This window comes from Nocardioides sp. J9, from assembly GCF_007829375.1.
In the GTDB taxonomy this organism is placed as follows: Bacteria; Actinomycetota; Actinomycetes; order Propionibacteriales; family Nocardioidaceae; genus Nocardioides.
The window spans coordinates 81,617-107,857 of record NZ_VLJQ01000066.1; the positions used below are offsets into that span (position 1 = coordinate 81,617).

Annotated in this window: 23 protein-coding genes and 1 pseudogene; 11 read left to right on the forward strand and 13 right to left on the reverse strand. The window is 71.6% G+C overall.

The window, feature by feature from the left end:
* Positions 1 to 713: 713 nt before the first annotated feature.
* A complete protein-coding gene (locus tag L615_RS09700; RefSeq protein WP_145724939.1) occupies positions 714 to 1,064 on the reverse strand; it encodes a nuclear transport factor 2 family protein in 351 nt (116 codons plus the stop codon).
* Positions 1,065 to 1,158: 94 nt separating this feature from the next.
* Here L615_RS09700 and L615_RS09705 point away from each other — a divergent pair, with 94 nt between their 5' ends.
* The 5 genes and pseudogenes from L615_RS09705 to L615_RS09720 all read left to right on the forward strand — a co-directional run bounded on the left by L615_RS09705 (position 1,159) and on the right by L615_RS09720 (position 4,966).
* Positions 1,159 to 1,863, forward strand: coding sequence for a TetR/AcrR family transcriptional regulator (locus tag L615_RS09705; protein WP_222430513.1), 705 nt, complete (start codon positions 1,159 to 1,161; stop codon positions 1,861 to 1,863).
* Positions 1,864 to 2,145: 282 nt separating this feature from the next.
* Complete coding sequence (locus tag L615_RS09710) at positions 2,146 to 2,808, forward strand: GntR family transcriptional regulator (protein ID WP_186449807.1); 663 nt, start codon at positions 2,146 to 2,148, stop codon at positions 2,806 to 2,808.
* A 290-nt stretch (positions 2,809 to 3,098) separates the two neighbouring features.
* Positions 3,099 to 3,223: pseudogene (locus L615_RS24160) on the forward strand (IS3 family transposase); the annotation flags it as partial.
* A 448-nt stretch (positions 3,224 to 3,671) separates the two neighbouring features.
* On the forward strand, positions 3,672 to 4,487 hold the full coding sequence (gene nadE / locus L615_RS09715) for an ammonia-dependent NAD(+) synthetase (protein WP_261376622.1): 816 nt from the start codon (positions 3,672 to 3,674) through the stop codon (positions 4,485 to 4,487).
* Positions 4,484 to 4,966: a CinA family protein gene (locus tag L615_RS09720; RefSeq protein ID WP_145724941.1), complete on the forward strand. Its 483-nt coding sequence runs from the start codon at positions 4,484 to 4,486 to the stop codon at positions 4,964 to 4,966. The genes nadE and L615_RS09720 overlap by 4 nt, the downstream gene beginning before the upstream one ends.
* A gap of 113 nt (positions 4,967 to 5,079) precedes the next feature.
* Here the strand turns inward: L615_RS09720 and L615_RS09725 are convergent, their stop codons facing one another.
* Positions 5,080 to 5,478, reverse strand: coding sequence for a nuclear transport factor 2 family protein (locus tag L615_RS09725; RefSeq protein WP_145724942.1), 399 nt, complete (start codon positions 5,476 to 5,478; stop codon positions 5,080 to 5,082).
* Positions 5,479 to 5,543: 65 nt separating this feature from the next.
* Here L615_RS09725 and L615_RS09730 point away from each other — a divergent pair, with 65 nt between their 5' ends.
* Positions 5,544 to 6,023 carry a MarR family winged helix-turn-helix transcriptional regulator gene (locus L615_RS09730; RefSeq protein WP_186449808.1) on the forward strand — a complete coding sequence of 160 codons (480 nt, stop codon included), beginning with the start codon at positions 5,544 to 5,546 and terminating at the stop codon, positions 6,021 to 6,023.
* Here the strand turns inward: L615_RS09730 and L615_RS09735 are convergent.
* The 3 genes from L615_RS09735 to L615_RS09745 all read right to left on the reverse strand — a co-directional run bounded on the left by L615_RS09735 (position 6,013) and on the right by L615_RS09745 (position 8,433).
* Entirely contained in the window at positions 6,013 to 6,828 is an 816-nt protein-coding gene (locus L615_RS09735; protein WP_145724944.1) for an MBL fold metallo-hydrolase, read from the reverse strand. The two genes, L615_RS09730 and L615_RS09735, sit on opposite strands and share 11 nt — an antisense overlap.
* A complete protein-coding gene (locus L615_RS09740) occupies positions 6,825 to 7,376 on the reverse strand; it encodes a hemerythrin domain-containing protein (protein ID WP_145724945.1) in 552 nt (183 codons plus the stop codon). The genes L615_RS09735 and L615_RS09740 overlap by 4 nt, the downstream gene beginning before the upstream one ends.
* A 64-nt stretch (positions 7,377 to 7,440) precedes the next feature.
* Positions 7,441 to 8,433, reverse strand: coding sequence for an alpha/beta hydrolase (locus L615_RS09745; RefSeq protein WP_145724946.1), 993 nt, complete (start codon positions 8,431 to 8,433; stop codon positions 7,441 to 7,443).
* 190 nt (positions 8,434 to 8,623) lie between these two features.
* On the opposite strand from L615_RS09745, the gene L615_RS09750 reads away from it, so the two are divergent.
* Positions 8,624 to 8,809 (forward strand): hypothetical protein, encoded by a 186-nt coding sequence (locus tag L615_RS09750; protein WP_145724947.1) that lies wholly within the window; start codon positions 8,624 to 8,626, stop codon positions 8,807 to 8,809.
* A 132-nt stretch (positions 8,810 to 8,941) separates the two neighbouring features.
* Here L615_RS09750 and L615_RS23230 read toward each other — a convergent pair whose 3' ends face one another.
* The gene (locus L615_RS23230; protein ID WP_222430514.1) at positions 8,942 to 9,526 is read right to left on the reverse strand and encodes a class I SAM-dependent methyltransferase; all 585 of its coding nucleotides are present in this window, start codon (positions 9,524 to 9,526) and stop codon (positions 8,942 to 8,944) included.
* A gap of 193 nt (positions 9,527 to 9,719) precedes the next feature.
* Between L615_RS23230 and L615_RS09760 the strand changes: the two genes are divergently transcribed.
* From L615_RS09760 to L615_RS09775, 4 genes are all read left to right on the forward strand, one after another.
* On the forward strand, positions 9,720 to 16,532 hold the full coding sequence (locus tag L615_RS09760; RefSeq protein ID WP_186449810.1) for a choice-of-anchor P family protein: 6,813 nt from the start codon (positions 9,720 to 9,722) through the stop codon (positions 16,530 to 16,532).
* Positions 16,533 to 17,190: 658 nt separating this feature from the next.
* Positions 17,191 to 18,003: an alpha/beta fold hydrolase gene (locus tag L615_RS09765; protein WP_036518813.1), complete on the forward strand. Its 813-nt coding sequence runs from the start codon at positions 17,191 to 17,193 to the stop codon at positions 18,001 to 18,003.
* Between the two features lie 43 nt (positions 18,004 to 18,046).
* Entirely contained in the window at positions 18,047 to 18,487 is a 441-nt protein-coding gene (locus L615_RS09770; RefSeq protein WP_028656844.1) for a PaaI family thioesterase, read from the forward strand.
* Between the two features lie 132 nt (positions 18,488 to 18,619).
* Positions 18,620 to 20,185 (forward strand): GAF domain-containing sensor histidine kinase, encoded by a 1,566-nt coding sequence (locus tag L615_RS09775; RefSeq protein WP_145724950.1) that lies wholly within the window; start codon positions 18,620 to 18,622, stop codon positions 20,183 to 20,185.
* Here L615_RS09775 and L615_RS09780 read toward each other — a convergent pair.
* The 7 genes from L615_RS09780 to L615_RS09810 form a co-directional block, all read right to left on the reverse strand.
* On the reverse strand, positions 20,166 to 20,528 hold the full coding sequence (locus tag L615_RS09780; protein WP_028656843.1) for a hypothetical protein: 363 nt from the start codon (positions 20,526 to 20,528) through the stop codon (positions 20,166 to 20,168). The two genes, L615_RS09775 and L615_RS09780, sit on opposite strands and share 20 nt — an antisense overlap.
* Positions 20,525 to 22,603, reverse strand: coding sequence for a flagellar biosynthesis protein FlhA (gene flhA, locus L615_RS09785; RefSeq protein ID WP_028656842.1), 2,079 nt, complete (start codon positions 22,601 to 22,603; stop codon positions 20,525 to 20,527). Before flhA ends, L615_RS09780 begins: the two co-directional genes overlap by 4 nt.
* A 212-nt stretch (positions 22,604 to 22,815) precedes the next feature.
* Positions 22,816 to 23,946 (reverse strand): flagellar biosynthesis protein FlhB, encoded by a 1,131-nt coding sequence (locus tag L615_RS09790; RefSeq protein WP_145724951.1) that lies wholly within the window; start codon positions 23,944 to 23,946, stop codon positions 22,816 to 22,818.
* A 7-nt stretch (positions 23,947 to 23,953) separates the two neighbouring features.
* Positions 23,954 to 24,721, reverse strand: coding sequence for a flagellar biosynthetic protein FliR (locus L615_RS09795; protein ID WP_028656840.1), 768 nt, complete (start codon positions 24,719 to 24,721; stop codon positions 23,954 to 23,956).
* Positions 24,722 to 24,730: 9 nt separating this feature from the next.
* Positions 24,731 to 25,000 (reverse strand): flagellar biosynthetic protein FliQ, encoded by a 270-nt coding sequence (locus tag L615_RS09800; RefSeq protein WP_028656839.1) that lies wholly within the window; start codon positions 24,998 to 25,000, stop codon positions 24,731 to 24,733.
* A 10-nt stretch (positions 25,001 to 25,010) separates the two neighbouring features.
* Positions 25,011 to 25,760, reverse strand: coding sequence for a flagellar type III secretion system pore protein FliP (fliP, locus tag L615_RS09805; protein WP_051486136.1), 750 nt, complete (start codon positions 25,758 to 25,760; stop codon positions 25,011 to 25,013).
* Entirely contained in the window at positions 25,757 to 26,239 is a 483-nt protein-coding gene (locus tag L615_RS09810; protein ID WP_051486135.1) for a flagellar biosynthetic protein FliO, read from the reverse strand. The genes fliP and L615_RS09810 overlap by 4 nt, the downstream gene beginning before the upstream one ends.
* Positions 26,240 to 26,241: the final 2 nt, after the last annotated feature.

Below are 26,241 nucleotides of genomic sequence, written 5' to 3' on the forward strand. Positions count from 1 at the left end.
GCTGTGACATCGACGCAGCGGGAGCGCAGGCGGGTTACGGACGCGATGCGTCGCTGCAGGTGGGCCGGCGGCGGGCCGTAGTGATTGATGCGGCCTCTGTGACCCGCGAGTGCGGGGAGACGCAACGTCGTGGACGCCTCGGCAGCATCGACATCCTGGCCGACAACGTGGCGTTGGTGGCACGGCTGCTCCCGCAGCCCGATCCTCGGACAGTCTCGAGGGCATCGATCGCGCTCTTGGGGTCAGCCTTTCGGCCGCAGTCCAGTGCGTCGCGCGAAGCTCTCGTACAAGACGAGTCGTGGTAGAGGCCACATCTTCCACGCAGGTGTCGGAGCGCCGCTCGCCGCCGCCTCGGTTCATGGCATCGCCAAACTCGCATCGTCGGGTCTCGCCACGTGCTGACGAGGGATTGTGTCCGAGGGATCATCTCAACGCCATCGCCCGGATCTGGGCGACAGTTCGGCGGCCGTCGGCCTGATGCATGGCGACTCGGAGGCACGACGTCGGATGGTGGCTGTGAAACGCGCCGGGAGTTTCGGTGCCGCTCTGGCGGCTCGTTCCGGCTCTTGGTGTCTACGACGGGAACCTGGATGACGTCCAGAGCCTGCGTGTAGGCGGCCGGCTGGGTTTGCGACCCGGGTCGGGTCTGGAGCGTCGCGCCGGCGCCGGACGTGCGGAGGCTGGCTCGGCTCGGCCCCGATCCCTGCGGGCGATCAGGTGCTGATTTCCAGGCGAATGATCTGGTCCTCCGTGAGGGTGAAGGCCATGTTGAGATCTGCCTCGCCGCCGGGGAAGTTCCCCTCGATGTGCGTAGCGACGGTCCAGACCTCGTTGTCGTCGGTGACCGTCAGGAGGTCGGTCTCGTACTCGAACTCGGTGGACGCCTGGCGGAAATGTTCCAGAGCGGCGTCGCGGCCTCGAACGGTCCTGCCGTCGTCGACGACCGTAACGCCTGCGGCCAAGTGGGTGACCGCGTCGTCGTACCGGTGGTCGATGTGCGCTCGGAGGTAGGCGGCGATCGGCGGCGGCACCTGTTGGTAGGTGAAGGGGCGGGTGCTGGCCATCTCGAGATTCCTTTCTGGCAGGGCGCGGGCGACCGGATGCATCCTGGGACGCCACCTTCGAGTATATCAGCGATATATACGGTACGCTAGCAATGTGAGCGACTCGAGGAACGACCTCTCGGCCAAGGATCGGCTCCTGCTCGCGGCGACCAACCTGATGGATCGTGGCGAGGACTTCTCGACCCGCGATGTCCTGGCGGCCGCCCAAGTCACCGCTCCAACGCTGTACCACCACTTCGGCAACAAGCAGGGTCTGACGGACGCGGTCGCCCGGCATGGCTTCAGCCAGTACGTCGTCATCGCCCCCACTTCGGCGGACGCAGTCGGAGCTATCCGCGACGGCTGGCGGCAGCACGTAGAGTTCGGGCTGGAGCACCCTCGCTTCTATGCCCGGCTCTACGGCAACATCGAGCCGGGCCGGCCCTGCGCCGTCACCGCTCCGGCCTTGGACATGCTGCTGCGCGTTCTCGAGCCGGCGGCCATTGACGGGCGCCTCCTGGTGGCGCCACGGCAGGCGGCCCCCCGAATCCTGGCGGCGAACGTCGGTGTGACGCTCAGCCTGATCGGCCAGCCAGAGGATGCGCGCGATCCGGACCTGTCGGCGGCGTTGTGCGAGGCAGTCCTAGCGTCTGTTTTCGAAGATCTGGTGTCGGCTCATCGGCCGACCGTCGGCGTCGCGTCCCATGCGATCGCGCTGGCCGCGGGGCTGCCGCGGGCCAACGTGTCGCTCAGCGACGCGGAGCGCGCGCTCCTGCTTGAGCTCCTGGAGCGCATCGCCAACGCAGAGGATGCCCGTTAGACAGCGGAAGGCGGGACGCACTGTTCGCAGTGCAGTTGAAAGCCTGTCAGCGGCGCGAGGTTGGACCGCCGTGATGGGTGAAGTCGCGCCCCCGCGAGGCTGCACAGACCTCGCGGGCGACGCGGAGGCCGACTAGGCCCGCTCGCTACGAGGATTGCTCGGCACCCTCCTGTTGCAGCCGGTGCGAATGCCATGCGGGGTTCGGCCGTTGGTTGCCTCTCCGGGTGCGGCGGTAGCATGTGAATGCCGCAGCTGTGCGCGATAGTTGAGAGATCTGGTGCCATGACGTCGATAGCAAACGCCGACGAGCAAACCGATGTGGGGAGCGGTTTGGTCGCAGAGCAGATCCGCGCCCTCATTGCCCGCCAGGAGCTGCTGCCTGGTCAGAAGATCGTGCAGATTGACCTGGCGAACCGACTGGGTGTCTCGCGCAGCCCGCTCCGCGAGGCGCTACGGGAACTTGAATCGGACGGGTTGGTCTCATACGAGGCGAATCGCGGTTATGCCGTGGCTCGGATCAGCGCTGCCGAGCTGGCGCAGGTGTACAAGCTTCGTGCGTTTCTCGAGACCGAGATCTTCCGGTCGCTACCCAAGCCCTCGAAGGCCCAGATGGCCGCACTGGTCGACATCAACAAGCGAATCGAGAAGGCGTCTCGTGACGGCGACGTGGGCGAGATGCTTGGGCTCATCCGAGATTTCCACTTTGCGATCTTCGATCTCTCCGATCTGACCGTTTTCCGGCGGCAGGTGCGCCGCTTGTGGCAACTGTCCGAGGTCTATCGCGCGATCTACCTCAGACTCCCTGACTCCAGGGAGAACATCATCCGCGACCACGAGCGCATGCTCCGTGCGTTGCGCGAGTACGACCTGGACAATCTGGTAGGGATCAGTGAGGAGCATCGCTCGGGCGCTGCACAGGTCATCCTGGGACTCGTTGGAGGATGACCTGTGGAGGGGCGTCGTGACCCTTCGCGAAGCAGCCGGACCGTTGACGCCTACAGCAACGCCGGAGACGTAGTTCGCCTCGTCCGCCGAGGGCGGTCGAGAGGGTACGGACTCCAGCCGGCTTAGGGTTCAATGGACAGGGTCGTGATGGGGTCGCCGGCGATCACAAATCGGTAGCGCAGATCTACCGCGGGGCCGGGAAGTTCCCCTCGAGTTAGTTGGCCCTGGTCCACCCGACGTAACGATCTGAGGAGCATCAACGCCCTCGCTGATCCCAGATCGGGCTCTACCAGGCCGAGCTCATTCGCCCCGAAGGTCCTTGGCGCGGCGTCGAGCACGTCGACGTCGAGGACCTGAACTGGGTCGACTCCTTCAACAACGACAACGACCCCACGAAGCCCTCGAAGACCTCACAGCGGTGGCACGGTCATTCGGGAGAAGCGTCCAGGACGAGCGCGACGTAGGTCCAGTCCGCGTGCGGTTCGACGGAAGTCAGGTCGACGACCCAGACTGGTCCGGACCGCTGGCGACGAACTGCCGTTTCCCCACAGGCGCTTGCCCCCGGCGTACCCCGAGGCCGCAACCTCCGTGGTTGCATGAGTTGATCTGACCCCTGCGCAAGCGTGAATCCGACGCGCGAAGGCCGGGAGAGCCATTCGCAATGAGAAGGTCAGGGGTTCGAATCCCCTCACCTCCACCCGGCACCAGGGCTCCGGACCTCATCGAGGGACGGGGCCCTGAGTCATTTCCGCCTCCTCCGGGACTCGGCGACCTCGCCGGCGAGCCGGACCGACGTGGCGCTGGTTGCGCCTCCCGGACCCGGGTACCTCGCCGCACGAGACCGCGACGCAGGAGGCGAGAGCGTGAGCACCAACCAGGAGCAACAGGTCGACCAGGCCACCATCCGGGCCGCCCTCGGCGTGCCCGAGGAGTTCGACGCGGCCGCGGAGACCGAGCGGAGGATCGCGTTCCTGGCCGACTACCTCGAGCGGTCCGGCGCGTCGGGCTACGTGCTCGGCATCAGTGGGGGAGTCGACTCCACCGTCGCCGGGCGGCTGGCCAGCGTCGCCTGCGAGCGCACCGGGAAGACGTTCACCGCGATGCGGCTGCCCTACGGCACGCAGGGCGACGAGTCCGACGCCGCCGCGGCCGTCGAGTTCATCGCCCCGACGCAGACGCTGACGGTCGACATCAAGCCCGCGGTCGACGCACTGCACGCCGCGACGACCGCCGACGACACCCCGCCCGAGGTCGCCGACTTCGTCAAGGGCAACATCAAGGCCCGCCAGCGGATGGTGGCGCAGTACGCCGTCGCCGGCCGCCTCGGCGCGCTGGTGGTCGGCACCGACCAGGCCGCGGAGGCGGTGATGGGCTTCTTCACCAAGTACGGCGACGGCGCGTTCGACGTCGGGCCGCTGCTCGGCCTCACCAAGTCCCGGGTCCGGGCCATCGGCAGCGAGCTCGGTGCCCCCGCGCACCTCGTCGAGAAGGTGCCGACCGCCGACCTCGAGGACCTGCGCCCGGCGCTGCCCGACGAGGTCGCCTACGGCGTCACCTACGCCGAGATCGACGCCTACCTCGTCGGCGAGGACGTCGGCGAGGAGGCTGCCTCCGTCATCGAGGAGGCCTACCGCCGCACCGCCCACAAGCGCCAGCTCCCCGCGGGACCGACGTCGTGAGCGCCCCGTCCCAGCCCGCGGAGGCCGTCGCCCGCGCGGTCGACCAGATCGCGGACCACGCCACCGCCCACGACCTCACCGTCGCCTGCGCGGAGTCGCTGACCGCCGGCGCCATCGCCAGCACGCTGGCACGCGGCAGGGGCGCGTCGTCCTGGTTCGGCGGCGGGGTGGTGTCCTACATGAGCGAGGTGAAGTTCGAGGTCCTCGGCGTCACGCCGGGCCCCGTCATCACCGAGTCCTGCGCCCGCGAGATGGTCGACGGCGTGGCCGAGCTCCTCGGCGCCGACCTGGCCGTCGCCGTCACCGGCGTCGGTGGACCGGACGACGAGGAGGGCGAGCCGCCCGGCACGGTCTACATCGGCACCTGCGTCGGTGGCCGGACCGAGGTGGTGCGCCGCGACTTCGACGGCGACCCGGCCGAGGTGCTGGACGAGACCGTCGCCACCGCGATCGAGGTGCTGCTCGACCGGCTGGGGTGAGGCTGGCGGGCGGTGCAGGAATCCCCGCTCAGCCGGGGATTCCCGCGCTTGTCGGCCGTTGCAACGGCCGACAAGCGCAAGAAGACGTCATCAGGTTCGCCGCCGCGAGCGGCTCAGGTGACCGGCTCGTAGCAGTCGTAGGTCTCGATCTCCGCGACCCGTCCGTCGACGACCCGGACGAACTGGGCGATGTGCGCCGTCAGCTGCTGGCCGGCGTGGAAGGGGCCCGCGTCGACCGCGACCGTGCCGGTCCAGGTGAGCCGGGTGACGACGAGGTCGCCGACCTCGAGGACCGACCGGACGTCGTACCGCTGCGAGGCGAGGAGCCGTGCCCCGGCGGTGGACGCCGCGAGCATCGCGTCGCGGTCGCTCACCCGGCCCGACGGTGACACGAGGTTCGGCCGCTCGACCGTACGGGCGTCGTCGGCGAGCAGTCCGGCCAGCTGCTCACCGTGCTGGCCGGACTCCACGGCGGCATAGAAGGAACGGACTACGTCGACCGCGTTGCTCATATCAACAACCGTAGTTGTGCAAGCATGGTTGTCAACAGGATGGTCCGCGCTGCAGGAGGATGCCCGTGCCTGTCGACCCCAGCGAGCTCGACGTCGCGACGCTGTCCTTCCTCGCGGGCAGCGCGGCCAACGAGATGCTCCTGCAACGGATCCGCGGCCGCGGCCACCCGCACCTCCGGGTCTCGCACGGCTTCGTCTTCCAGCACCTCGTCGAGGGCGACCCGACCGTGGGTGACCTGGCCGAGGCGCTCGGCGTGACCCAGCAAGCCGCGTCCAAGGCGACCCGTGAGCTCGAGGTCCTCGGCTACGTCACCCGCCACGCGGACGCCGCCGACCGCCGCGTCACCCGGCTCGCCCTGACCGACCACGGCCGCGACGCGGTGCGCACCGCGCGCCGCGCCCGACGCGACCTCGAGCGCACGCTCGCCCGCGCTGTCGGCGAGGAAGACCTCGCCGCCACCAGACGGGTTCTCGCCACCCTCCTCGGCCGGGCCGGCGGCGAGGAGCGGGTGCGGGCACGACGGGTGCGCCCGGTCACCGACTGAGGTCGCCCAGCTCCACCGTGGCCCCGCGCTGCACCACGTGCACGCCGGTCGGCAGGCCGGCCGAGCCGACGCGCTCGAGGAAGTCCGACAGCGGGGAGCGGAACACCCGGTAGTCGTCGTGGTGCACGGGTACGGCGTGGCGCGGGCCCAGGCGGCGCAGGTAGTCGATGCCCTGCTCGCCGTCCATGGTCACGGTGTGCAGCAGGACCCGGGTGCCGCCGAGGTGGACCACGGCGGTGTCGATGTCCGGGTGGCGGCGGGCGATCTCCGAGACGTGGTCGCCGGTCAGGGTGTCGCCGCTGATGCACATCCGGTGCCGGACCTCCCCGCCGACGCGGTGGACGAGCAGCGAGCCCATCACCGGCGGCAGCAGGCGCCCCATGACGCCACGGGCGTGGATCGCGGGCAGCGCCTCGACGGTGAGGGACTCGTCGTCCCGGACGAGCTCGTGGCGACCCCACGTCTCCAGGGGACGGGCGTCGAAGCCCCAGTCCGCCAGCCGGTCCGCAGCCGCAGGTGTGGTGAGCACGGGCGGCTCACGGGTGAGCTCGCGCCGCGCGACACGGTCGAAGTGGTCGCCGTGCAGGTGGGACAGCACGATCGCGTCGAGCGGTGGCAGCTGGTCCGGCCGCAGAGCCGGGTCGGTGAGCCGGCGCGACCAGAGGCCCTTGCCGAGGTAGGCGCGCTGCCCGCGGTGCAGGAAGTTGGGGTCGGTGAGGACGGTGAAGGAGCCGAGGCGGATCAGCGTCGTCGCCGTACCGACGAAGGTCAGGCTGGCGCCCGACCCCGGTTCGTCGGGCCTCACCTCATCGCCGCGCGGGCGGCGTCGCGGGCCCGGTCGACCAGGGACGCGAGGGGGCCGACGGCGGCGTTGACGACCGCGGACTCGCCCGCGGCGGGGTGGGGGCGCGTGGGCGCGATCTTCTCCACGGCCAGCACGGCGGCGGCCATCTTCTCCAGCTCCGCCTCGCTGGCCTCGGCCAGCAGGGTGGGGAACTCCAGCTCCTCCTCGTTCCTGGCGTGCTCGAGCACCATCGTCCGCAGCCGCTCGATGCCGGAGGCGAACTCGGCAGAGTTCACGTCGAGCCCGTCGAGCGAGGCGAGCAGCTCCTTCGCCTCGTGCTCCTCCGCGTGCCGCGCCTCGACGACGTCGCCGATGCCGTGGCGGGTGGCGTTGGGGTGGGTGACGATCTCCTCGGCTGCCTCGTGGACGGACAGCAGCCGCCGGAGCTCGTCGAACGCACGGGCGCACCGGTCGGTGTCGGTGGTGGTCTGCACCTCGTCGAAGAGCCGCTCGACCTGGCGGTGCTGCGCGGTGAGCAGCTCGACGACGTTCTGGGTCGATGAGGTCATCGGGGGGTCCTCCTGGGGGATCGGGTCCATTCGCGGTACCCGCCACGAGGGCCCCGATGCGGGGTCAGCCGGTCACGCCGACGCAGCGCCGCTCGAACGCCGCGACCGTGGCGAGCAGGTCCTCGTCCTCCGGGGTGGTGCCGCCGAACCCGCCGTGCGGCATCGCCTCGAACACGTGCAGCTCGGCCGGGACCCCGGCGGCGAGCAGCTTGCGGTGCATCCGCACCGTGGTGGACAGGAACAGGTCGCGGGTGCCGGCCAGCAGCAGCGTCGGCGGGAAACCGGTGACGTCGCCGAGGAGGGGGGAGAGGTACGGCTCGGCGGGGTCGCGGCCGTCGGCGTACAGGCGGACCACCGGCGGCACGGGCCGCATCAGGTCGACCCCGTCGAGGACGGTGAACGAGTCGCCGGACTCGGTGAGGTCGAGCTGCGGCGTGTGCAGCACCAGCCCGGCGGGCAGCGGCAGGCCCTCGTCGCGGGCGCGCAGCACGAGCGCTGCCGCGAGGTTCCCGCCCGCCGAGGTGCCGGTGACGACGACCCGGCCCGGTGCGTGCTCCTCGAGCGCGGCGCGGTAGACCGCGAGGACGTCGTCGAGGGCCGCCGGGAAGGGGTGGTCCGGCGGCATCCGGTAGTCGGGCGCCCAGGTCGGCCCGGCCCGCCGCACCGCCTGGGCGCCCGCGCCGAGCCGGGCCAGCTCGCCGCCGCCCATCAGCAGTGCGCCGCCGTGGAGCTGGAGGACGAGCGGTTCGTCCGGGGTCGGCTGCAGGCCCCGGGGCCGGAGCTCGTACGTCGGCACACCGCCCGGCTCGAGCTCGCGGTGCTCGAGCCGCTCGCCCGGGTAGAGCGCCTCGAAGAGCGGGCGCAGGTCGCGGTCGGTGGTGTCGACGAGCTCCCGCCAGGCGGCGCGGTCCTCCAGCGGTGGCCAGGGCGGCGGGTCGGGGAAGTCCCGGTTCTTCTCCAGGTAGTCCCGTGCCTCCGGGCTGAGCCCCGGCGGCGCGGGCGGACGCCGCCCGCCGCGGGCAGGCGCCCCGGGCCTGGGCTGCTCGGACTCCGACATCGACGACCTCACGATCTGCTGACGACCACGTCGTCCCGGTGCCCGGCAGGACGTCGGGCACCCGGATCGACCCTCTGCCGACGGAATTCACCCGGTGGGGGTATGCGCACCCGGCGCGCGGGTAGCGAGGTCCTGTCGTCGAGCAGCTGGCGACGCCCGCTTGGGCACTGTTACTCGGGCTAGGACATCCATGAGCGACATCACCCGCGACCCCCGGTCCCCCTTCGGCGGCCCGGTCCGGTCGCCCCGGCGTCCCCGCGGACGCCACCTGCGCGAGCGCCGCGACCAGCGGCCGAACCTCCAGTGGGAGCTGAGCCGGCTCCGCTGCCGCCTGGCCCGCCTGGTGTGCGGGCCGCCGACCTCCGGCGCCGTCTGACGGCTGGCGACTGACGGGACCCGCGGCGCCTGCGGGCCCATCTTCGAGGGTGCGCCTGCAGGACCGCTGGTGTTCTTCCGCCGCGTGCAGCCGCTCACGCCCGCACCCTGACGCGCGGGCCGGCAGGCGGGCTCAGCGACGGGCGGAGAACCCGTACGCGCCAGCGACCCCGAGCGGTCGTACCTCGACGTCGGACAGGCCCAGGCCCCGCAGCTCGGCGGCGAGGTCGTCCGCGGCGACCATGCGCACCGTCGAGCGGGTGAGCCGGTGCACGACGCGGCTCTGCCGCGAGTCCGGCAGGTCGTAGCCCGCCAGCAGCCCGCCCGGGCGCAGCACGCGAGCCGCGTCGGCCAGCACCTGCTCCCACGTGATGGTGTGGTGCAGCATCAGCCAGCTGACGACTGCGTCGAACGACGCGTCGGCGAACGGGAGCCCGGCGGCGTCGACCTCCAGGACCTCCGCACGTGCGGCGAATTCTCCGAGCTCGCGTCGAGCGCGGGCCACCATCGCCGGGTCGACGTCCGTGGCGACGTACCGCTCGATGTCCGGCACCGAGCGCAGCACCTCCGCGGCCATCGCACCGCTGCCGCAACCGATCTCGAGCACCTCGCCGGAGAGGCCGCGCGGCAGCACCCGCGGCAGGACGGCGCGACGCGCCCAGGCGCGCCACAGCGCCGTCCGGCAGAAGACGGACTCGAGGTCGGACATCCGGGCCATGGGCGCCAGCCGTAGCACCGCCGTGGGCCGGAAGTCAATGCCTACATCAAAGGGCTCACCAGATCCGGGATCTCTCCCTAGGGTCGTCCACGGGTCTCGTGGGGGGACCCGGCTCCAGCGTCTCCCTCGCTGGAGCAACAAGGCACTCGGGTGGCCGCACAACCGAGTCATGGGGGCTTTCCATATGCGTGGCGTGCGTCTTCTCATCGTCGGCGCGATGGCAGCGGCGGGTCTCACCGTCGCGTCGTCGTCGCCAGCAACCGCGGCGGACGCGACCGTCGCTGCGTTCAACCAGTGTGCGAACGGCACCGGCACCGCGACCACGTGCGCCGGCGGCTGGATCAACGGCGCCATCCAGGGCAGCAACTCGCACTTCCGCGAGGACGACGTCGTGCCGCACCGGGCGGTCGTCAACCTGCCGGCCGACGACCTCGAGCACACGCTGACCTTCACCTACCAGGACCGCAAGGGCAGCATCCACGCCTACGACTCGATGGCGACGTGGAACCACACCGTCGAGGACGCCGACCCCTGCCAGGGCCTGTCGGCGTCCCTCTGCGCGGACCCGCCGTCCACGCTGCCGATGGCGACCGACGGTGCCGCGGTGCCGCCGTCCGGCACGGGCATCTCCCCGCTCGTCTCCGACCACGACCTGCCCGACGCCGACCGCGAGTGGACCATGTACGGCGGCGTGCTTGTCGGCGACTCCGTGGGGCCGCACAGCGCGCCCGCCGGCGGGGACGACCTGGTCACTGTCAGCGTCACCTTCCGCAACCCCACGCCCGGTCAGTCCCGCCAGGCGGTGCTCCTCTTCGGCGGCCACCTGGCCGTCGGCGGCCCGGACAGCCACGTCCGGGCCTGGGGCCAGGGCCTCGGCGCGAGCAACGTCAGCGGTGGCCCCTACGCCTTCAAGCTGGAGAAGCTCGACGGCAAGAGCACCGGCGCGATGGCCAACACCATCCAGGCCAACGCCACGCAGCCGCTGCCGCCGGCCGCCTTCGCCATCACCAAGACCGCGAGCACGACCGCGGCCGTCCCCGGCCAGCAGGTCACCTACACGATCACGGTGACGAACACCGGCGGCACCGCAGGATCCACGTCGTTCACCGACGACTTCGACGACGCCGTCACCCCGTCCGCGGTGACGCCCACCCCGGCCTCGGGTGGGAGCTGCACGCCCGCCACGGTCAGCGGCAACAAGGTCCTGCAGTGCACCTCGGGCTCCATCGCCGGCGGTGAGCAGCAGGTGTTCACCTACACCGCCGACATGCCCGCCACCTTCAGCGGGGCCGGCGGTGGAGGCGGCTGCGAGGCCGGCCAGCACCCGGTCCGCAACCGGGCCACGCTCGTCGACGGCACCGCCGCGCCGGTCGTGACCGTGTGCGTCGCCGCGAGCCCACAGTTCAGCATCACCAAGACCGCTTCCCCCGCCTCGGGGGTGGGAGCCGGTGACACGGTGACCTACACCGTGACCGTCACGAACTCCGGCAAGGCCAGCGGGTCCACCACCTTCACCGACGACTTCGACGACCGGCTCGCGCCCAGCACCGCCGTCTCGGCGCCGTCCGGCAACGACTGTGCGCCGACGGCCAGCGGCGGCAACGAGCTCTTCAGCTGCACCACCGGGACCATCGCGCCGGGCGGGTCGCAGGCGTTCACCTACGCCGCCACCATGCCCGCCACGTTCGCGGGCAGCCCCGGCGGTGACGGCTGCGCCGGCAGCACCTACCCGGTCGCCAACACGGCGGCGCTCCCCGGCGGCACGCCGGCCGTCGTGACGCTGTGCGTCCAGGCCGACCCGCAGTTCGAGGTCACCAAGACCGTGGACGATGCGGTCGCGACGCCGGGCCAGGAGGTGACCTACACGGTCACCGTCACCAACAACGGCAAGGCCCCGGGCACGACCACCTTCCGTGACGACTTCGACGACCGGCTCTCGCCGTCGACTGCGACGTCGGCCCCGACCGGCGCGGACTGCGAGCCGACCACCGACGAGGGCAACAAGGTCCTCGACTGCACGACCGGGACGATCCCGGCCGGCGGTTCGCAGACCTTCACCTACAGCGCCGCGATGCCGACCTCCTTCAGCGGCCCGTCCGGTGGCGAGGGCTGCGAGCCCGGCACCTACCCGGTCCTGAACGCGGTCGCCCTGGCCAACGCCCAGGCGGCGGACAGCACGGTCTGCGTCGGCGCCGCCGCCGACTTCGAGATCGCGAAGTCCGTGGACGACGCCAGCCCGGAGCCCGGCGCGACGGTGACCTACACGGTCACCGTCACCAACACGGGCAAGGCAGCCGGGTCCACCAGCTTCACCGACGAGTACGACGCCCGGATGGACGTCACGCTGCCGGACGACTGCGAGGCCGGCCCCGGCCCCGCGAGCTTCACCTGCGAGACCGGTGAGGTCGCCGCCGGCGACCCGGTCAGCTTCACCTACACCGCTGTCGTGCCGGCGACCTTCGGCCCCACCTCGGGCGGCGGCGAGTGTGCCCAGGGGAGCTACCCGATCGGCAACACCGCCTCCCTGGCCGAGGGCCCCGGCGCAGCCGTCGAGCTCTGCGTGGCTGCCGCACCGTCGTACACGGTGACGAAGGCGGTCAGCGACACCACGCCGCATCCCGGGCAGCAGGTCACCTACACGATCACCGTCACCAACGAGGGCGACGCTGCGGGCGCCACGGCCTTCGAGGACGACTTCGACGACCGGCTGACGCCGTCCGCCATCACGAGCGCCCCGGACACGGGGACCTGCTCCGTCGTCGGTGACGACGACAAGGTGCTGCAGTGCGCGACCGGGGTGATCCCGGCCGGTGAGTCGCAGGTGTTCACCTACGACGTCACCCTGCCGGCGACCTTCGCCGGCGACCGGGGAGCCTGCGCACCGGGCAGCTACGAGGTCGCCAACGCGGTCGAGCTGAGCGACGGCGCCGACGCCGGCGTCTCCGTCTGCGTCCCGGCGGCGCCCGCGTTCAGCGTGGCGAAGTCCTACGAGGCCGATGGCCCGCTGGAGCCGGGCGGCACGGTGACCTACACGATCACGGTCACCAACGGCGGCACGGCCGCAGGGGCCACGTCGTTCACCGACGACGTCGACGACCGGCTCACCGTCGGCACCGCGACGTCCGACCCGGAGGGCGACGACTGCGAGGCCACCGACGGCGTCTTCTCCTGCGACACCGGCGTCATCCCGGCCGGCGGGTCGCAGACCTTCACCTACGTCGCCACGCTGCCGGCCGCCTTCGACGGCCCCGGTGGTGAGGGCACCTGCGAGCCCGGCACGTTCCGCATCCACAACCTGGTCGAGCTCGCCGACGGGGCGCGGGGCGACGTCACCTTCTGCGTCGGGGCGACGCCGGACTTCGGCGTGGTGAAGACGGCCGAGGTCGACGGTGAGGTGGCACCCGGCGCCGAGGTGTCGTACACGATCACCGTCACCAACAGCGGCACGAGCTCCGGGTCGACGACCTTCGTCGACGACTTCGACGACCGGCTCGACCCGACCGTGCCGGCCGGCTGCGAGAAGGCCGACGGCAAGCTGACCTGCACCACGGGGGTCGTCGCAGCCAACGGCGGCACCCAGGTGTTCACCTACTCGGCGACGCTGCCGACCTCGTTCACCGGCGAGTCCGGCACCGGCACGTGCGATCCCGGCGAGTTCCAGGTGGCCAACCGGGTGCGGATCTCCGGCACCACCGTCGCGGACGCCGACGTGTGCGTGCCCGCGGAGCCGGGCTTCCTCGTCACCAAGGAGGCCAGCTCCACGACGGTCGCAGCCGGTGACCCGGTGACCTACACCATCACGGTCACCAACACCGGCGAGGCGCCGGGCAGCACGACCTTCACCGACGAGTACGACGAGCGGCTCCCCCCCCCCCACCGGATCGGCGAGGAGGACGGCCCGGTGCGGGTCTCCTCGCGCTACCCGGTCGACGACCTCGACCCGCCGATCGCCGTGTCGGACCCCGAGGGCAACGACTGTGCGCCGTCGGGTGGTGTCTTCGACTGCACGACCACCCGTCTCGACCCCGGTGACTCGCAGACGTTCACCTACACCGTCGCGATGCCCGCGTCCTTCGCGGCCGGTGCCGAGCAGGGTGACTGCGCCGACGGCCGGTTCTCGGTCCTCAACACCGCCGAGACCGGGGACAGCTCGCACACCGTCGAGGTCTGCGTGAGCGCCGCGCCGGCGTTCGAGATCAGCAAGGAGGCCGACCTCGAGGTCGCCGGCCCCGGCGGTGACGTGACCTACCAGGTGGTGGTGCGCAACACCGGCGACGCCGCGGGCTCCACGACGTGGACCGACGTCTCCGAGGCCGAGATCACCGAGGCCCCCGACGGCTGCGAGCTGGTGGGCACGCACGAGCTGCGTTGCGAGACCCCCGTCCTGGCGGCCGGTGAGAGCATCACCTACAGCTACGACGCGGTCCTGCCGGCCACCTACACCGGCGACCCCGACGCGGAGACCTGCACGCCGCCCGCCTATCCGGTCCGCAACGTCGCCACCCTCGCGGGCGGCGGGTCGGCAGCGGACGTGGTGTGCGTGGACGCGCGGACCGAGCTCGTCGTCGCCAAGAGCGTCGACAAGGCGCTGGCCGAGCCCGGCGACGAGGTGACCTACACGATCACCGTCACCAACACCGGTGCCGCGGCCGGCTCGACCACCTTCGTCGACGACTACGACGACCGGCTCACCCCGACCGTCCCCGACGGCTGCGAGCAGGGCGACGGCATGCTCACCTGCACGACCGGCACCATCGCAGGCGGCGACCACCAGGTCTTCGAGTACACCGCCGAGCTCCCGTCGTCGTACGACGGCGAGTCGGGGGTGGCGCCCTGCGCACCCGGTGAGTACGGCGTCGTCAACTCGGTCACCATCCAGGGCGCCGAGGTCGCGTCGAAGACGGTCTGCGTCCCGGCAGCGCCGGACCTGAGCGTCGCCAAGGAGATGAGCGACACGACCCTCGACCCGGGCCAGGAGGTCACCTACACCGTGACCGTCACCAACGACGGCTCGGCGGCCGGCTCGACGAGCTTCACCGACGACTACGACGACCGGCTCGACCCGACCGTCCCGGACGGCTGCACCAAGGCCGACGGGAAGCTCACCTGCGAGACCGGCACCATCGCGGCCGGTGGCAGCAAGGTGTTCACCTACACCGCGACCGTCCCGGAGACCTTCACCGGCACCTCCGGCGGCAACGGGTGCCAGCCCGGCACCTTCGCGATCAGCAACGGCGTCCTGCTGGCCAGCGGGGCCACGGGCGGCGTGACCGGCTGCGTCGCGGCCACCCCGGACGTCACCCTCACCAAGACGTCGTCCGTCGACGTCCGGTCCAACGGCGACCAGGTGCTCACCTACACGATCACCTGGACCAACCACGGACCCGCGGAGGCACTGGGTGCCGTGCTCACCGACGCGATCCCCGGTGGCACCGGCTTCGTGTCGTGCACCGGAGGCTGCACGGTCGTGGGCGCCGTACCGACGGCGAGCTGGAACGTCGGCTCGATCGCCCCGCGTGGCGGCACCGGGTCGGTCAGGCTGGTGGTCAAGGTGACCAACAACGCCGTCTGCACCGTGCCGAACCAGGCCCGGATGTCCCTGGCCAACGGCGCGGACGTCAGCTCGAACGTCACCTCCGACCTCGTCAGCCCGCAGCCCAACCCGGCCGGCGCGAAGTCGAACGGCACGGCGGTCGGCCTCGAGGTGAGGGCGTCGGGCCTGCTGACCCTGGTGACCAACCTGCTGTCGGTGATCATCAAGGACAAGGCAACGGTGGTCCTCAGCGAGTCGGTGAGCAGCCAGTCCGGCCTCGGCGGGCCGTCCACGGACAGTGACGCGGTCGCGGCACTGAAGCTGCCGGCCAACGGGGCCATCCTCTCGGCCGGCGTGCTGTCGACCACCAGCAACAGCTCGGTCACCGCCGCCCCGGCGGAGACCCGGCAGACCACGACTTCCGAGGTCGCCGGCGTCTGCCTGGTCCCGGTGGCGGGCGTCTGCACCGTCGAGACCGGCACGGTCCGCGCGGTCGCGTCGACCACGGCCAACGGCGGTTACTCGACGGCGAGCACGACCGGGTCGACGATCCAGAGCCTGAAGGTCCTCGGTCTGGAGACGCCGGTGAACCTCAACCAGACGACGACGATCCCGCTCAACGCCGCGATCTTCGGCAAGAACAGCTACATCGCGATCAACGAGCGCTCGACGTCGATCTCGGAGAAGGGCGGCAAGTACGTCGCCGACGCCAGCGTCACGGCGATCCACGTCAAGATCACCGGCGTCCTGCTCGGGCTCCAGGCCGTCGAGATCAAGGTCGGCGAGGCCACGGCCCACAGCGAGTTCCCGAAGACCCCGCTGTGCGCCAACCAGCCGAAGCGGTCCGTCAGCGGGCACGCCTACGCCGCCCGCCTGGGCACCAACGTGCTGCTGGCCGACCTGCTCCAGGGCTACGTGCAGATCTCGCCCCTGGGCGGCGACGAGACCGAGCAGGTCGTGGGCGTGGCGCTCCCGGGGATCGTCGGGGCGAAGGTCGCGGACACCGCCACCAGCGGCGCCCTGACCACCTCCGGCGCCACGGCGCGCAGCTGGGCCGAGGTCGCCGGTGACGGGTCCGGACCCCTGTGCGTCCTGCGGCTCACGGATTCCACGTGCGTGGTCTCGGCGACCGCCGTCAGGTCCGAGGCAAGGTCCACCGCGGGTCCGTCCGGGTCGACGTCCACCGACGCCGGCACGACACTGGTCGACCTCGAGGTCCTGGGGGTGCCCGTCGGGCTGAACCCGGCGCCCAACACCACCTACACCCTGCCGGGCATCGGCTTCATCGTCCTCAACGAGCAGTTCTGCGACGGCGGGGGAGCGGCCACCCACAGCTGCTCCGGCACGCCGCACAGCGGGATCGCCGTCCGCGCGCTGCGCGTGGTGGTCACGGTCGCCAACGCCCTGCTCCCCCTGGGCCCGGGCATCGAGGTGATGGTCGCGGAGGCACACGCTGACTCGTCCTTCGGCTGATTCCCACCGGCCGAATGACGGCCGGGTCGCAGTCCTCGTGTCCCACGGCTGCGGCCCGCCACGGCCCCCCGTCCGGCGGGGTCTCGTCCTGGCCGGGCGAGCCGCTGGTTGGGGGACCCGCTCCTCCGGCCAGGACACCTCCCCGGCTCGTCTGGCCCGTCGAGACGTCACTTGTGGCCCGTCGAAGCGTCACTTGTGGCTCGTCGAGGCGTCAGTTGTGGCTCGTCGAGACGTCAGTTGTGGCCCTTCGAGAGGTCACGTACGGCGAGCAGCCCCGCCGCCGTACGACGTCAGGGCCCGGCCGCGCGGGGAGTGACGCCTCGACCGGCCGGATCCGACCACTCGCCGGGCCGGAACTGACTTCTCGACCGGCCACAACTGACCACTCGACCGGCCACAGGTGACCATTCGGCCGGCCACAAGTGACGTCTCGACGGTTCGGTGGAGTCGGTGTTTTCGCATCCGGTGACGCCGCGCGTCCGCCCGCCGGGACCCGCCTGCCGGTCGCGTAACCTGAGTTATATGTTGTGACCCGGGTCACGGTCCGGGCGGCGAGCAAGGTGCTTGCGCGCAGCTAGCGGCCGGACCTACTGTCGGTATCCGCAACTGCCAGTTGCACACAGTCGCACCAGCGTCGGTGCGCGGAAACGAGGTCACGATGCTCGCCCACGAACGCTTCGGCTCGGGAGAACCCCTCGTCCTGGTCCACGGGATCGGGCATCGACGACAGGCGTGGTACCCGCTGGTCGACCGGCTCGCCGAGCACCGCGAGGTGATCCTGCTCGACCTGCCCGGCCACGGTGAGTCCCCGGCGCTCGTGCCCGACGGGCGGCCCGTGAAGGAGCAGCTGCGCGGCATCCTCGAGGACTTCTTCGCCGAGCTCGGCCTCGACCGTCCGCACATCGCCGGCAACTCCCTGGGCGGCCGGATCGCGCTCGAGGCCGCGGCCGACGACCTGGTCAGCAGCGCGACCACCCTCGCGCCGGCGGGCTTCTGGCGCAACGACCTCGAGTTCCTCTACATCCGCGCGGTGTTCGTGGCGCTCACCGGCACCGCGACCGCGCTCCAGCCGTTCGCCCCGGCCGTGCTGCGCACCCCCATCGGCCGCAACCTGGCGATGGGCATGCTGATGACCCGCGGCGGCCGCCTCGGCTACGAGCAGGCCGTGGGCGACGCGCGTGGCCTGGTCGCCGCCAAGCCCGCGCTGCGCACGATCATGGACGGCGGCCCGCGCTTCGAGCGCACCATCGACCCGAGCATCCCGGTGACCGTCGCCTGGGGCTCGCGCGACCTGGTCCTGCTGCCGTACCAGGCCCGGCTCGCCCGCAAGGCGCTGCCGCACGCCACCCACATCACGCTGCGCGGCTGCGGCCACGTCCCGATGACCGACGACGTCGACCGCGTGGTGGACGTGCTGCTCGAGGGCTCGGACCACCCGCGCCGGTCCAGCGCGACGTACGACGTCGCCTGACGCCCGTCCCTGACGTCGGCGCGGCATCCACTACGTTGACCCGGTGGCCACCCCCGAGGAACTCACCGCCTACGTGCGGACCATGATCCCGGTCTTCGACGCGATGCAGGTCGAGGTCGTCGAGGCCGGCCGGACGACCGTCGCCGCGCGGATCCCGGCCGGGCCGAACGTCAACCACTTCGGTGCGATCTACGCCGGCTCGCTGTTCTCCGTCGCCGAGGTGCTCGGCGGCCTCTTCGCCAGCACCTCGCTCGTGCTGGAGAACGCCGTGCCGCTCGTCAAGCAGCTCACCATCGACTTCCTGCGCCCGGCCACCACCGACGTCACCGCGCGGGCGAGCCTCACCGAGGACACCATCGCCCGGGTGCTCGCCGAGACCGAGGCCGCCGGCAAGTCCGACTTCGAGCTGGTCACCGAGGTCACCGACGAGGCCGGGACCGTCGTCGCCCGGACGACGGGCCAGTACCAGCTGCGCCGCTTCTGAGGTCGCCGCCGGGTCCCGACCGCTCAGGTCCTTGGTCCCGGTGCCGATGGTGCGGTCAGGCCGTGCGCCGCAGCCCGCGGGAGAAGGGCTAGCCTGAGACGACGGCGATCGCTGTGGGAGGGGATCGAACTGATGGACCTCGAGCTGCCACCGGAGGCGCGAGCGCTGCTCGACGCGATGGTCGCGATCGGCTCCGACCTCGACGTGCGTGGCGTGCTGTCCCGCATCGTCGAGGCGTCGTGCCGCCTCACCGACGCGGAGTACGGCGTGCTCGGGATCGTCGACGACGAGGGCCGGTTCACCGACCTGGTCCCCAACGAGGCGGTCGCCTCGCAGTTCACCGACGTCGGCCGGATGCCGGCCGGGCACGGCCTGCTGGGCCTCGTCCCGCGCGAGCGGCGCGCGATCCGGGTCGACCACGTCGCCGAGCACCCCGTCTCGACTGGGCACTTCCCCAGCTCCCACCCCGCCATCGACCGCTTCCTCGGCGCGCCGGTGCTGGTGGGGGACCAGGCCTTCGGCCACCTCTACCTGGGAAACAAGCGCGGCGGCGAGGAGTTCACCCCCACCGACCAGGCGCTCGTCGAGGCCCTCGCACGCGCCGCCGGCGTGATGATCGACAACGCCCGGACCTACGAGCRGGCCGAGTGGCGCCGTCGCTGGCTGGCCAGCACCGCCGAGGTCGGCCAGGACGTCTCCGGCACCGTGCGGGTGCAAGAGGCCCTCGACGAGCTCGTGGTGAAGCTGCGCGCGCTGTGCAACGCCCAGCTCGTCGCCTACGTCCGACGCGACGGCGACCTCATGGAGATCCGCCAGGTGGCCGGCGACGGCGACGCCTCGGCCGTCGTCGAGCGCCTCGCCGCCGAGATCCTCGACGTCGACGCTGCCGGCTCGCCGACTCGGATCTCCGTCGCCCCCGGCCGGGCGACCCTCGTCGTGCCCGTGACCACCCGGCTCGCCGGGTCTGGCGTGATCGTCGTCGAGGCGGCCGAGGAGAGCCCCTCCCTGCGCGGGATCATGCTGGACCTCGTCGCCGTCACCGCCCTCCAGGTCGGGCTGATCCTCGACCGCGACCAGGCGCTGCGCGACCGCGCCCAGCTCCTGGTCGCCAAGGACCGCGACCGCATCGCGCGCGACCTCCACGACCTCGTCATCCAGCGGCTCTTCGCCACCGGCATGCAGCTCCAGGGCGCCCGCGCGCTCGACCCGGCCGACATGCGCGAGCGCATCGACGGCGCGGTCGCCGACCTCGACGTCGCCATCAAGGAGCTGCGCGCCGCCATCTTCGAGCTCGGCACCGGCACCGGCCGACCGCTGCTGGAGGAGGTGCGGGCGCTGCTCGCGGAGTATGCCGGCGTGCTCGGCTTCCAGCCGGTGCTGCGCATCTCCGGGCCGGTCGACCGGGCGCTGGTCCCCGAGGCCGGCACGCACGTGCTGACCGCGCTGCGCGAGGCGCTCTCCAACGTGGCCCGCCACGCGCAGGCGTCGTCGGTCACCGTCGAGCTGACCGCGTCCTCGGCGTGGTTCCGCGTCCGGGTGGGCGACGACGGCGTCGGGTTCGACCCCGCGACGGTCGAGCGCGGCCACGGCACCGGCAACCTCGCCTCGCGCGCCACCGACCTCGGCGGCCACGTCGACGTGAGCTCCACCCCCGGCGGCGGCACCGTCGTCGAGTGGGTCATCCCTGCGGTCGGCTGATCCTGGTCCCTGCGTCCTGCGCGTCCAGCAGCCGGGTGTCCCCGGCTGCGCCGTCGTTGCCGCCGGCGCCATCGCCGCCAGTGCCATCGCCGTCAGCGGTGCCGCTGTCGGTGCCGGTCGTCGTCTCGCCCGCGACCATCGGCCACACCACCCGCAGCAGCATGGCCAGCGCCGCACACCCGACGAGCACGACCAGGAACCGGCTCACCGCCTCGTCCGGCGTGAGCAGGCCCTGGCTGGCGCGGTAGGCCGCCGGGGCGGACACCAGCGCCGCGACGACGAGGATGCGCACGTCGAGCAGCACCGGCGTGCGCGGCGAGGGCCGCCGGGCCGGGCGGCTCACGACCGGCCTCCGGCACCCACGGCGCTGAGCGCGGCGTGCGCGCCGGCGGGACCGACCACGCCGACGGAGCGGACCTCACGCGCGGCGCCGAGCTCGGAGTAGGCGAGCACGGGCAGCCGCTCGGCAGCGGGAGCGACCAGTCGTCGTACCGCTGCGCGGATCTGGGGTGCACACACCAGCACGGGACGAACCCCCTCGTTCTCGGCGTTCTGGGACGCCTGGACCAGCCCGAGCAGCACGTTCTGCGCCACGTCCGGGTCGAGCACGATGACCGAGCCCTGCTCGGTGGGTCGCATCGACTCCAGCATCTGCTGCTCCAGCACCGGCTCGAGGCTGATGGCGTGCAGCGTGCCGTCGACGACGTACGGCGCCGCCAGCGACGGCTCGAGTGCGGCGCGCGCCGCCTCGACGAGTCCGTCGTGGTCCTTGGAGACCGCGGCGCGCACCGACAGCGCCTCGAAGATCGAGACCAGGTCGCGGATCGGGATCCGCTCCTCCAGCAGCGAGCGCAGTACGCGCTGCACGTCGCCCAGCGGCAGCTGGGTCGGGGTGAGCTCCTCGATGACGACGGGGTGGGTGCGCTTGACGATGTCGGTGAGCAGGCGCACGTCCTCGCGGCCCAGCAGGCGGCTGGCGTGCTGGTGGACGACCTCGGACAGGTGCGTGGTCACGACCGAGGCGCGGTCGACGACCGTCGCGCCGCCGATCTCGGCCTGGTGGCGCAGCTCGGCCGGGATCCACTTCGCCTCGAGCCCGAACACCGGCTCCTGGGTGGGCGTGCCCGGCAGCGAGCCGAGGAAGTCGCCGATGGCGAGCACCGTGCCGCGCGGCGCCTCGCCGCGGGCGACCTCGGCGCCGAACAGCGTGATGGCGTACGTCGCCGGCGGCAGCTCGAGGTTGTCGCGGGTGCGCACCGGCGGGATGACGATGCCCAGCTCGCCGGCGACCTTGCGGCGCAGCGCCTTGACCCGGTCGAGCAGGTCCCCGCCGCTGCGGGTGTCGACCAGGTCGATGAGGTCGGCCGACAGCTCCAGCCCCAGCGGGTCGACGCGGATCTCCGCGACCAGCGCCTCCGGGGAGTCGGGCGACTCGACCAGCTCCGCCGCGGCGTCGGCCGCCTCGGCCGCGGTGCTGCCCGGGGACTCGTCGATCCGGCTCGCAGCCAGCAGCATGACGCCGCCGGCGACGAGGAACGGCAGCTTCGGCAGGCCCGGGATGATGCACAGCGCGAGCGCGCCGAACCCGGCGACGCGCAGCGGCATCTTGCGGGCGAAGATCTGGCCGACGATGTCGGAGCCCATGTCGGAGTCGGCCACCGAGCGGGTGACGATGAGCCCGGTCGCGACCGACAGGAGCAGCGCCGGGATCTGGCTGACCAGGCCGTCGCCGATGGACAGCAGCGAGTAGGTCTGGATCGCCTCGCTGAACGGCATGCCGTACTGCGCGACGCCGATCGCGAAGCCGCCGAGCAGGTTGACCAGCGTGATCACGATGGCCGCGATCGCATCGCCCTTGACGAACTTCGACGCACCGTCCATCGCGCCGTGGAAGTCGGCCTCCGCGTGCACCTCGGCCCGCCTGCGCCGCGCCTCCTCCTCGTCGATGAGCCCGGAGTTGAGGTCGGCGTCGATCGCCATCTGCTTGCCGGGCATCGCGTCGAGGGTGAACCGCGCGCCGACCTCGGCGACGCGGCCGGCACCGTTGGTGATGACGACGAACTGGATGACCAGCAGGATCGCGAACACGATCAGGCCGACGATCAGGGACCCGCCGACGACGAAGTGCCCGAAGGTGTCGATCACCTTGCCGGCGTACCCGTCGAGCAGGACGAGGCGGGTGGCGCTGACGTTGAGCGCGAGGCGGAAGAGGGTCATCACGAGGATGACGGACGGGAAGGCGGCGAAGTCGAGCGGGCGGTGGATGAACATCGCCACCATCAGCACCAGCAGCGCACCGGTGATGTTGAGCGCGATGAGCAGGTCCAGCACCACCGCCGGCAGCGGCACCACCAGCATCACGACGATGAGGACGATGCCGAGGGGCACGCCGAGCTTCGTCAGCGACTTCACGGGCATGGGGCGTCGAGCCTCTCGATGAGAGCGAGCGCCGTCCGTGGCACTGCGGGTGGCGCCGTCCTGTCGCCGGACGTCCCATCGGCAAGGGTGGGGGTGGGGTGAGGAGTCGGGGGTCGGGAATCACCGCCTGGGCGGTGATTCCCGAGGTTGTTGGCCCTTGCAAAGGTCAACAAGTTCGAGTTTCACCGCCTAGGCGGCGATTCCCGCACCCCTCACACCCCCGCCCGGCGCCGCCGCGCCCCGGCCAGCACCTCCGGCAGGTCGTCGGTACGACGGGGGGTGCGGTGCTCGCCGCCGTGCTGGCCGGCGTTGCGGCGGCTGAGCACGAACGCGAGCACCTGGGCGACGGCGGCCCACAGCTCGCGCGGGATCTCCTGGCCGACCTGGCAGTGGCGGTAGAGGGCGCGGGCGAGGGGCACGTCCTGCACGAGCGGCACCCGCTCCTCGGCAGCACGCTCGCGGATCTTCGCGGCGATCGCGCCGGCGCCGCGGGCGACCACGCGGGGCGCCCCCTGCTCGGGGTCGTAGCGCAGGGCGACGGCGACGTGGGTGGGGTTCACCAGCAGCACGTCGGCGGTGCCGACGTCGGCGATCATCCGGTTGCGGGCGGCGGCGAGCTGGCGGCTGCGGATCGCGCCCTTGAGCATCGGGTCGCCCTCGGACTGCTTGTGCTCCTGCTTGATCTCGGCGTGGCTCATCCGGGTCTGCTTGCCGATCCGGCGGCGCATCATCGCGTAGTCGGCCGCCGCCATGACCAGGCCGGCGACGGAGACCGACAGCAGCAGGTCGGAGATCTCGTCGACCATCGTGGAGAGCACGGTGTGGATCGGCAGCAGGCCGCCGACCAGCGGCATGATCGAGCGGATCGCGGTCCAGGCCAGCAGGGCGACGACGGCGCTCTTGCCGAGCACCTTCACGCCCTCCCACAGCGCGTGCGGGCCGAAGAGCCGCTTGGCGCCCTTGAGCGGGTTGAGCTTCTTGGGGTCCGGCTTGGCGAGCTTGGGAGAGAGGTAGAAGCCGCCCTGCGCGAGCGCGGAGGCGACGCCGACGACCATCACCATCGAGCCGAGGACGACGAGGACGACCAGCACGTGCTTCGCGCCCTGGCCCAGCAGGGTCAGCGCGAGCGGGACGGACGGCTCGAGCTCGGCCGCGCGCAGCGAGGTGGTCATCATCGTGCGCAGCGCGTCGCCCTCGCGGTCGAGGAGCGGGCCCATCACCAGCGTGACGAGGAAGAGCCCGAGCCAGCCGCCGAGCTCGGGCGTGCGCGGGACCTGCCCGTCCTTGCGGGCCTGCTTCTTCCGCTTGGGTGTGGGTTTCTCGGTCTTCTCCTGGTCGGTCACCGCCGGCTCACCCCGCTCCCGCCATCGTCGCCATCGCCTCGTTGGCGAGGCGGACCAGCTTGTCGACCGCCTGCGGCAGCATCGGGAACGACAGGCCCAGCAGCAGCAGGGTCATCCCGACCTTGGCCGGGAACATCACGTTGAGCGCGTTGAGTTGCGGCGCGACCTTGGTGAGCAGTGCCAGCGCGAGGTCGGCGACGAAGAGCACCGCGATCATCGGCAGCGCCATCTGCACCGCGACGGTGAAGAACATCGAGAACGCCGTCAGCAGCACGTCGTCCCAGCTCGACACGTCGGGCATCCCGGTCAGCGGGAGGTAGCGGAAGGTGCTGAGCAGGCCGCCGATCACCAGCAGGTGCCCGCCGGTGGCGAGGAGCAGCACGGTCGCGAGCATCTGGTGGAAACGCCCGAAGACCGTGTTCATGTTCTGCCCGAGCGGGTCCCACGCGGAGGCGATCGCGAACCCGCCGAAGAGGTCGATGAGCGAGCCGGCCGCGCCGATGGCGGCGAACAGCAGCATCGTCACGTATCCCATGCCCACGCCGATCAGCGCCTGCGCGGCGGTCGCCATCACCAGGCCGGGCATGTCGCTCGGCAGCGCCTGCTCGGCCAGGGTCGGCGCCATCGTCAGCGACAGCCCCAGCGACAGGATCACCTTGGCCATGGCCGGGATGCCCCGCGTCGCGAAGGGAGGTACGACGACCAGCCACGCCACCACGCGCACGGACGCGAGCAGCAGGGCGGTCAGCGCCGCACCGTCGACGGACAGGACCATGGGTGCCGCCTAGACGAGCAGCTCGGGCAGGATCGCGAAGAGCTCGGCCGTGAACTCCATCAGCGTGTGCAGCATCCAGTTGCCGCAGAACAGCAGCGCGATCCCGACGCCGAGCAGCTTCGGCACGAACGAGAGCGTGAACTCCTGGATCTGCGTCATCGACTGGAACAGCGAGATGGTGAAGCCGATGGCCAGCGAGGTCGCCAGGATCGGCGCCGACAGCTTGAGTGCCACCAGCATCGTCTTGAGGGCGATCTCGATGATCGCGGTGTCGGTCATCGTCGTACCCCTAACCGGATCCGCCGTAGGACGCGACGAGCGACCTGATCACCAGGGCCCACCCGTCGACCATCACGAACAGCAGCAGCTTGAACGGCAGCGACACCATCACCGGGGGCATCATCATCATGCCGAGGCTCATCAGCGCCCCGCTCACGACGATGTCGATGACCAGGAACGGGATGAAGATGATGAAGCCGATGATGAAGGCGTCCTTGAGCTCGGAGAGCACGAAGGCCGGGATGAGCGTCGCGGTGGACACGTCGTCGCGGTTCTCCGGCATGTCCCGCTTCGCGACGCTGGTGAGGAGCATCAGCTCCTCGTCGTCGGTGTTGTCGAGCATGAAGGCACGCAACGGCTCCATGCCGTCCTCGAACGCGACCGACGTCGTCTTGTCGCCGTCGAGGTAGGGCTGCACCCCGGCCTCGTTGATGTCGCCCAGCACGGGCGCCATGATGAACAGGCTCAGGAACAGGGCGAGGCCGGCGAGCACCTGGTTGTTCGGCGTCTGCTGCAGGCCCAGCGCGTTGCGGGTCAGCCCGAGCACCACGAGGATCTTGGTGAAGCTGGTGCAGGTCAGCACGATCGCCGGCAGCAGGCTGAGCAGGGTCAGCGCGAGGAAGACGACCAGGCTGTTGCTCGGCTTGTCGGTCAGCCCCGACAGGTCGATCTGCACGGTGCTGTCGCTGCCCGGCCCGCGCGGCCCGTTGGGGCCGAGCGGCTCCGCAGCCACGAGCACGAGGCGCTGGACGAGGGTCACGACGCCCGCTTCCCGCTGACGGCGGCCCAGGTCTGCTTCCAGGTCTGCGCCGACAGCAGCGAGCCCGCGAGCGCGCCCTGCGCAGCGGGCACGGTGAAGCCCCGCGGACCAGTGACCGGCTCGGCGTCGCCGTCGGCGTCACCCTCCGCGTCCCCGTCCTCGTGCGGTACGACGGCGAACGGCTCGGCCGTCAGGTCGATGCCGACCTCGTCGGGCTCCACCTCGGCCAGCAGGGTGACCTGCTGCTCGGTGGTGCCGAGGACCAGGACGCGGGTGCCGACGGCGACGACGGCGACGCCCTGGCCGCGGCCGAGCGCCTGGCGGTGCACGACCTGGACCGGGGCGCCTGCCGGCGTGCGGAAGCGGCGACCGGCGAACCGGGCGATCAGCAGGAGCAGGCCGACGACGACGGCGAGCGATCCGAGCAGCCGGAGCAGGAGGCCGCCGATGCTCGGGTCGGCGGCGGACAGGGCGAGCATCG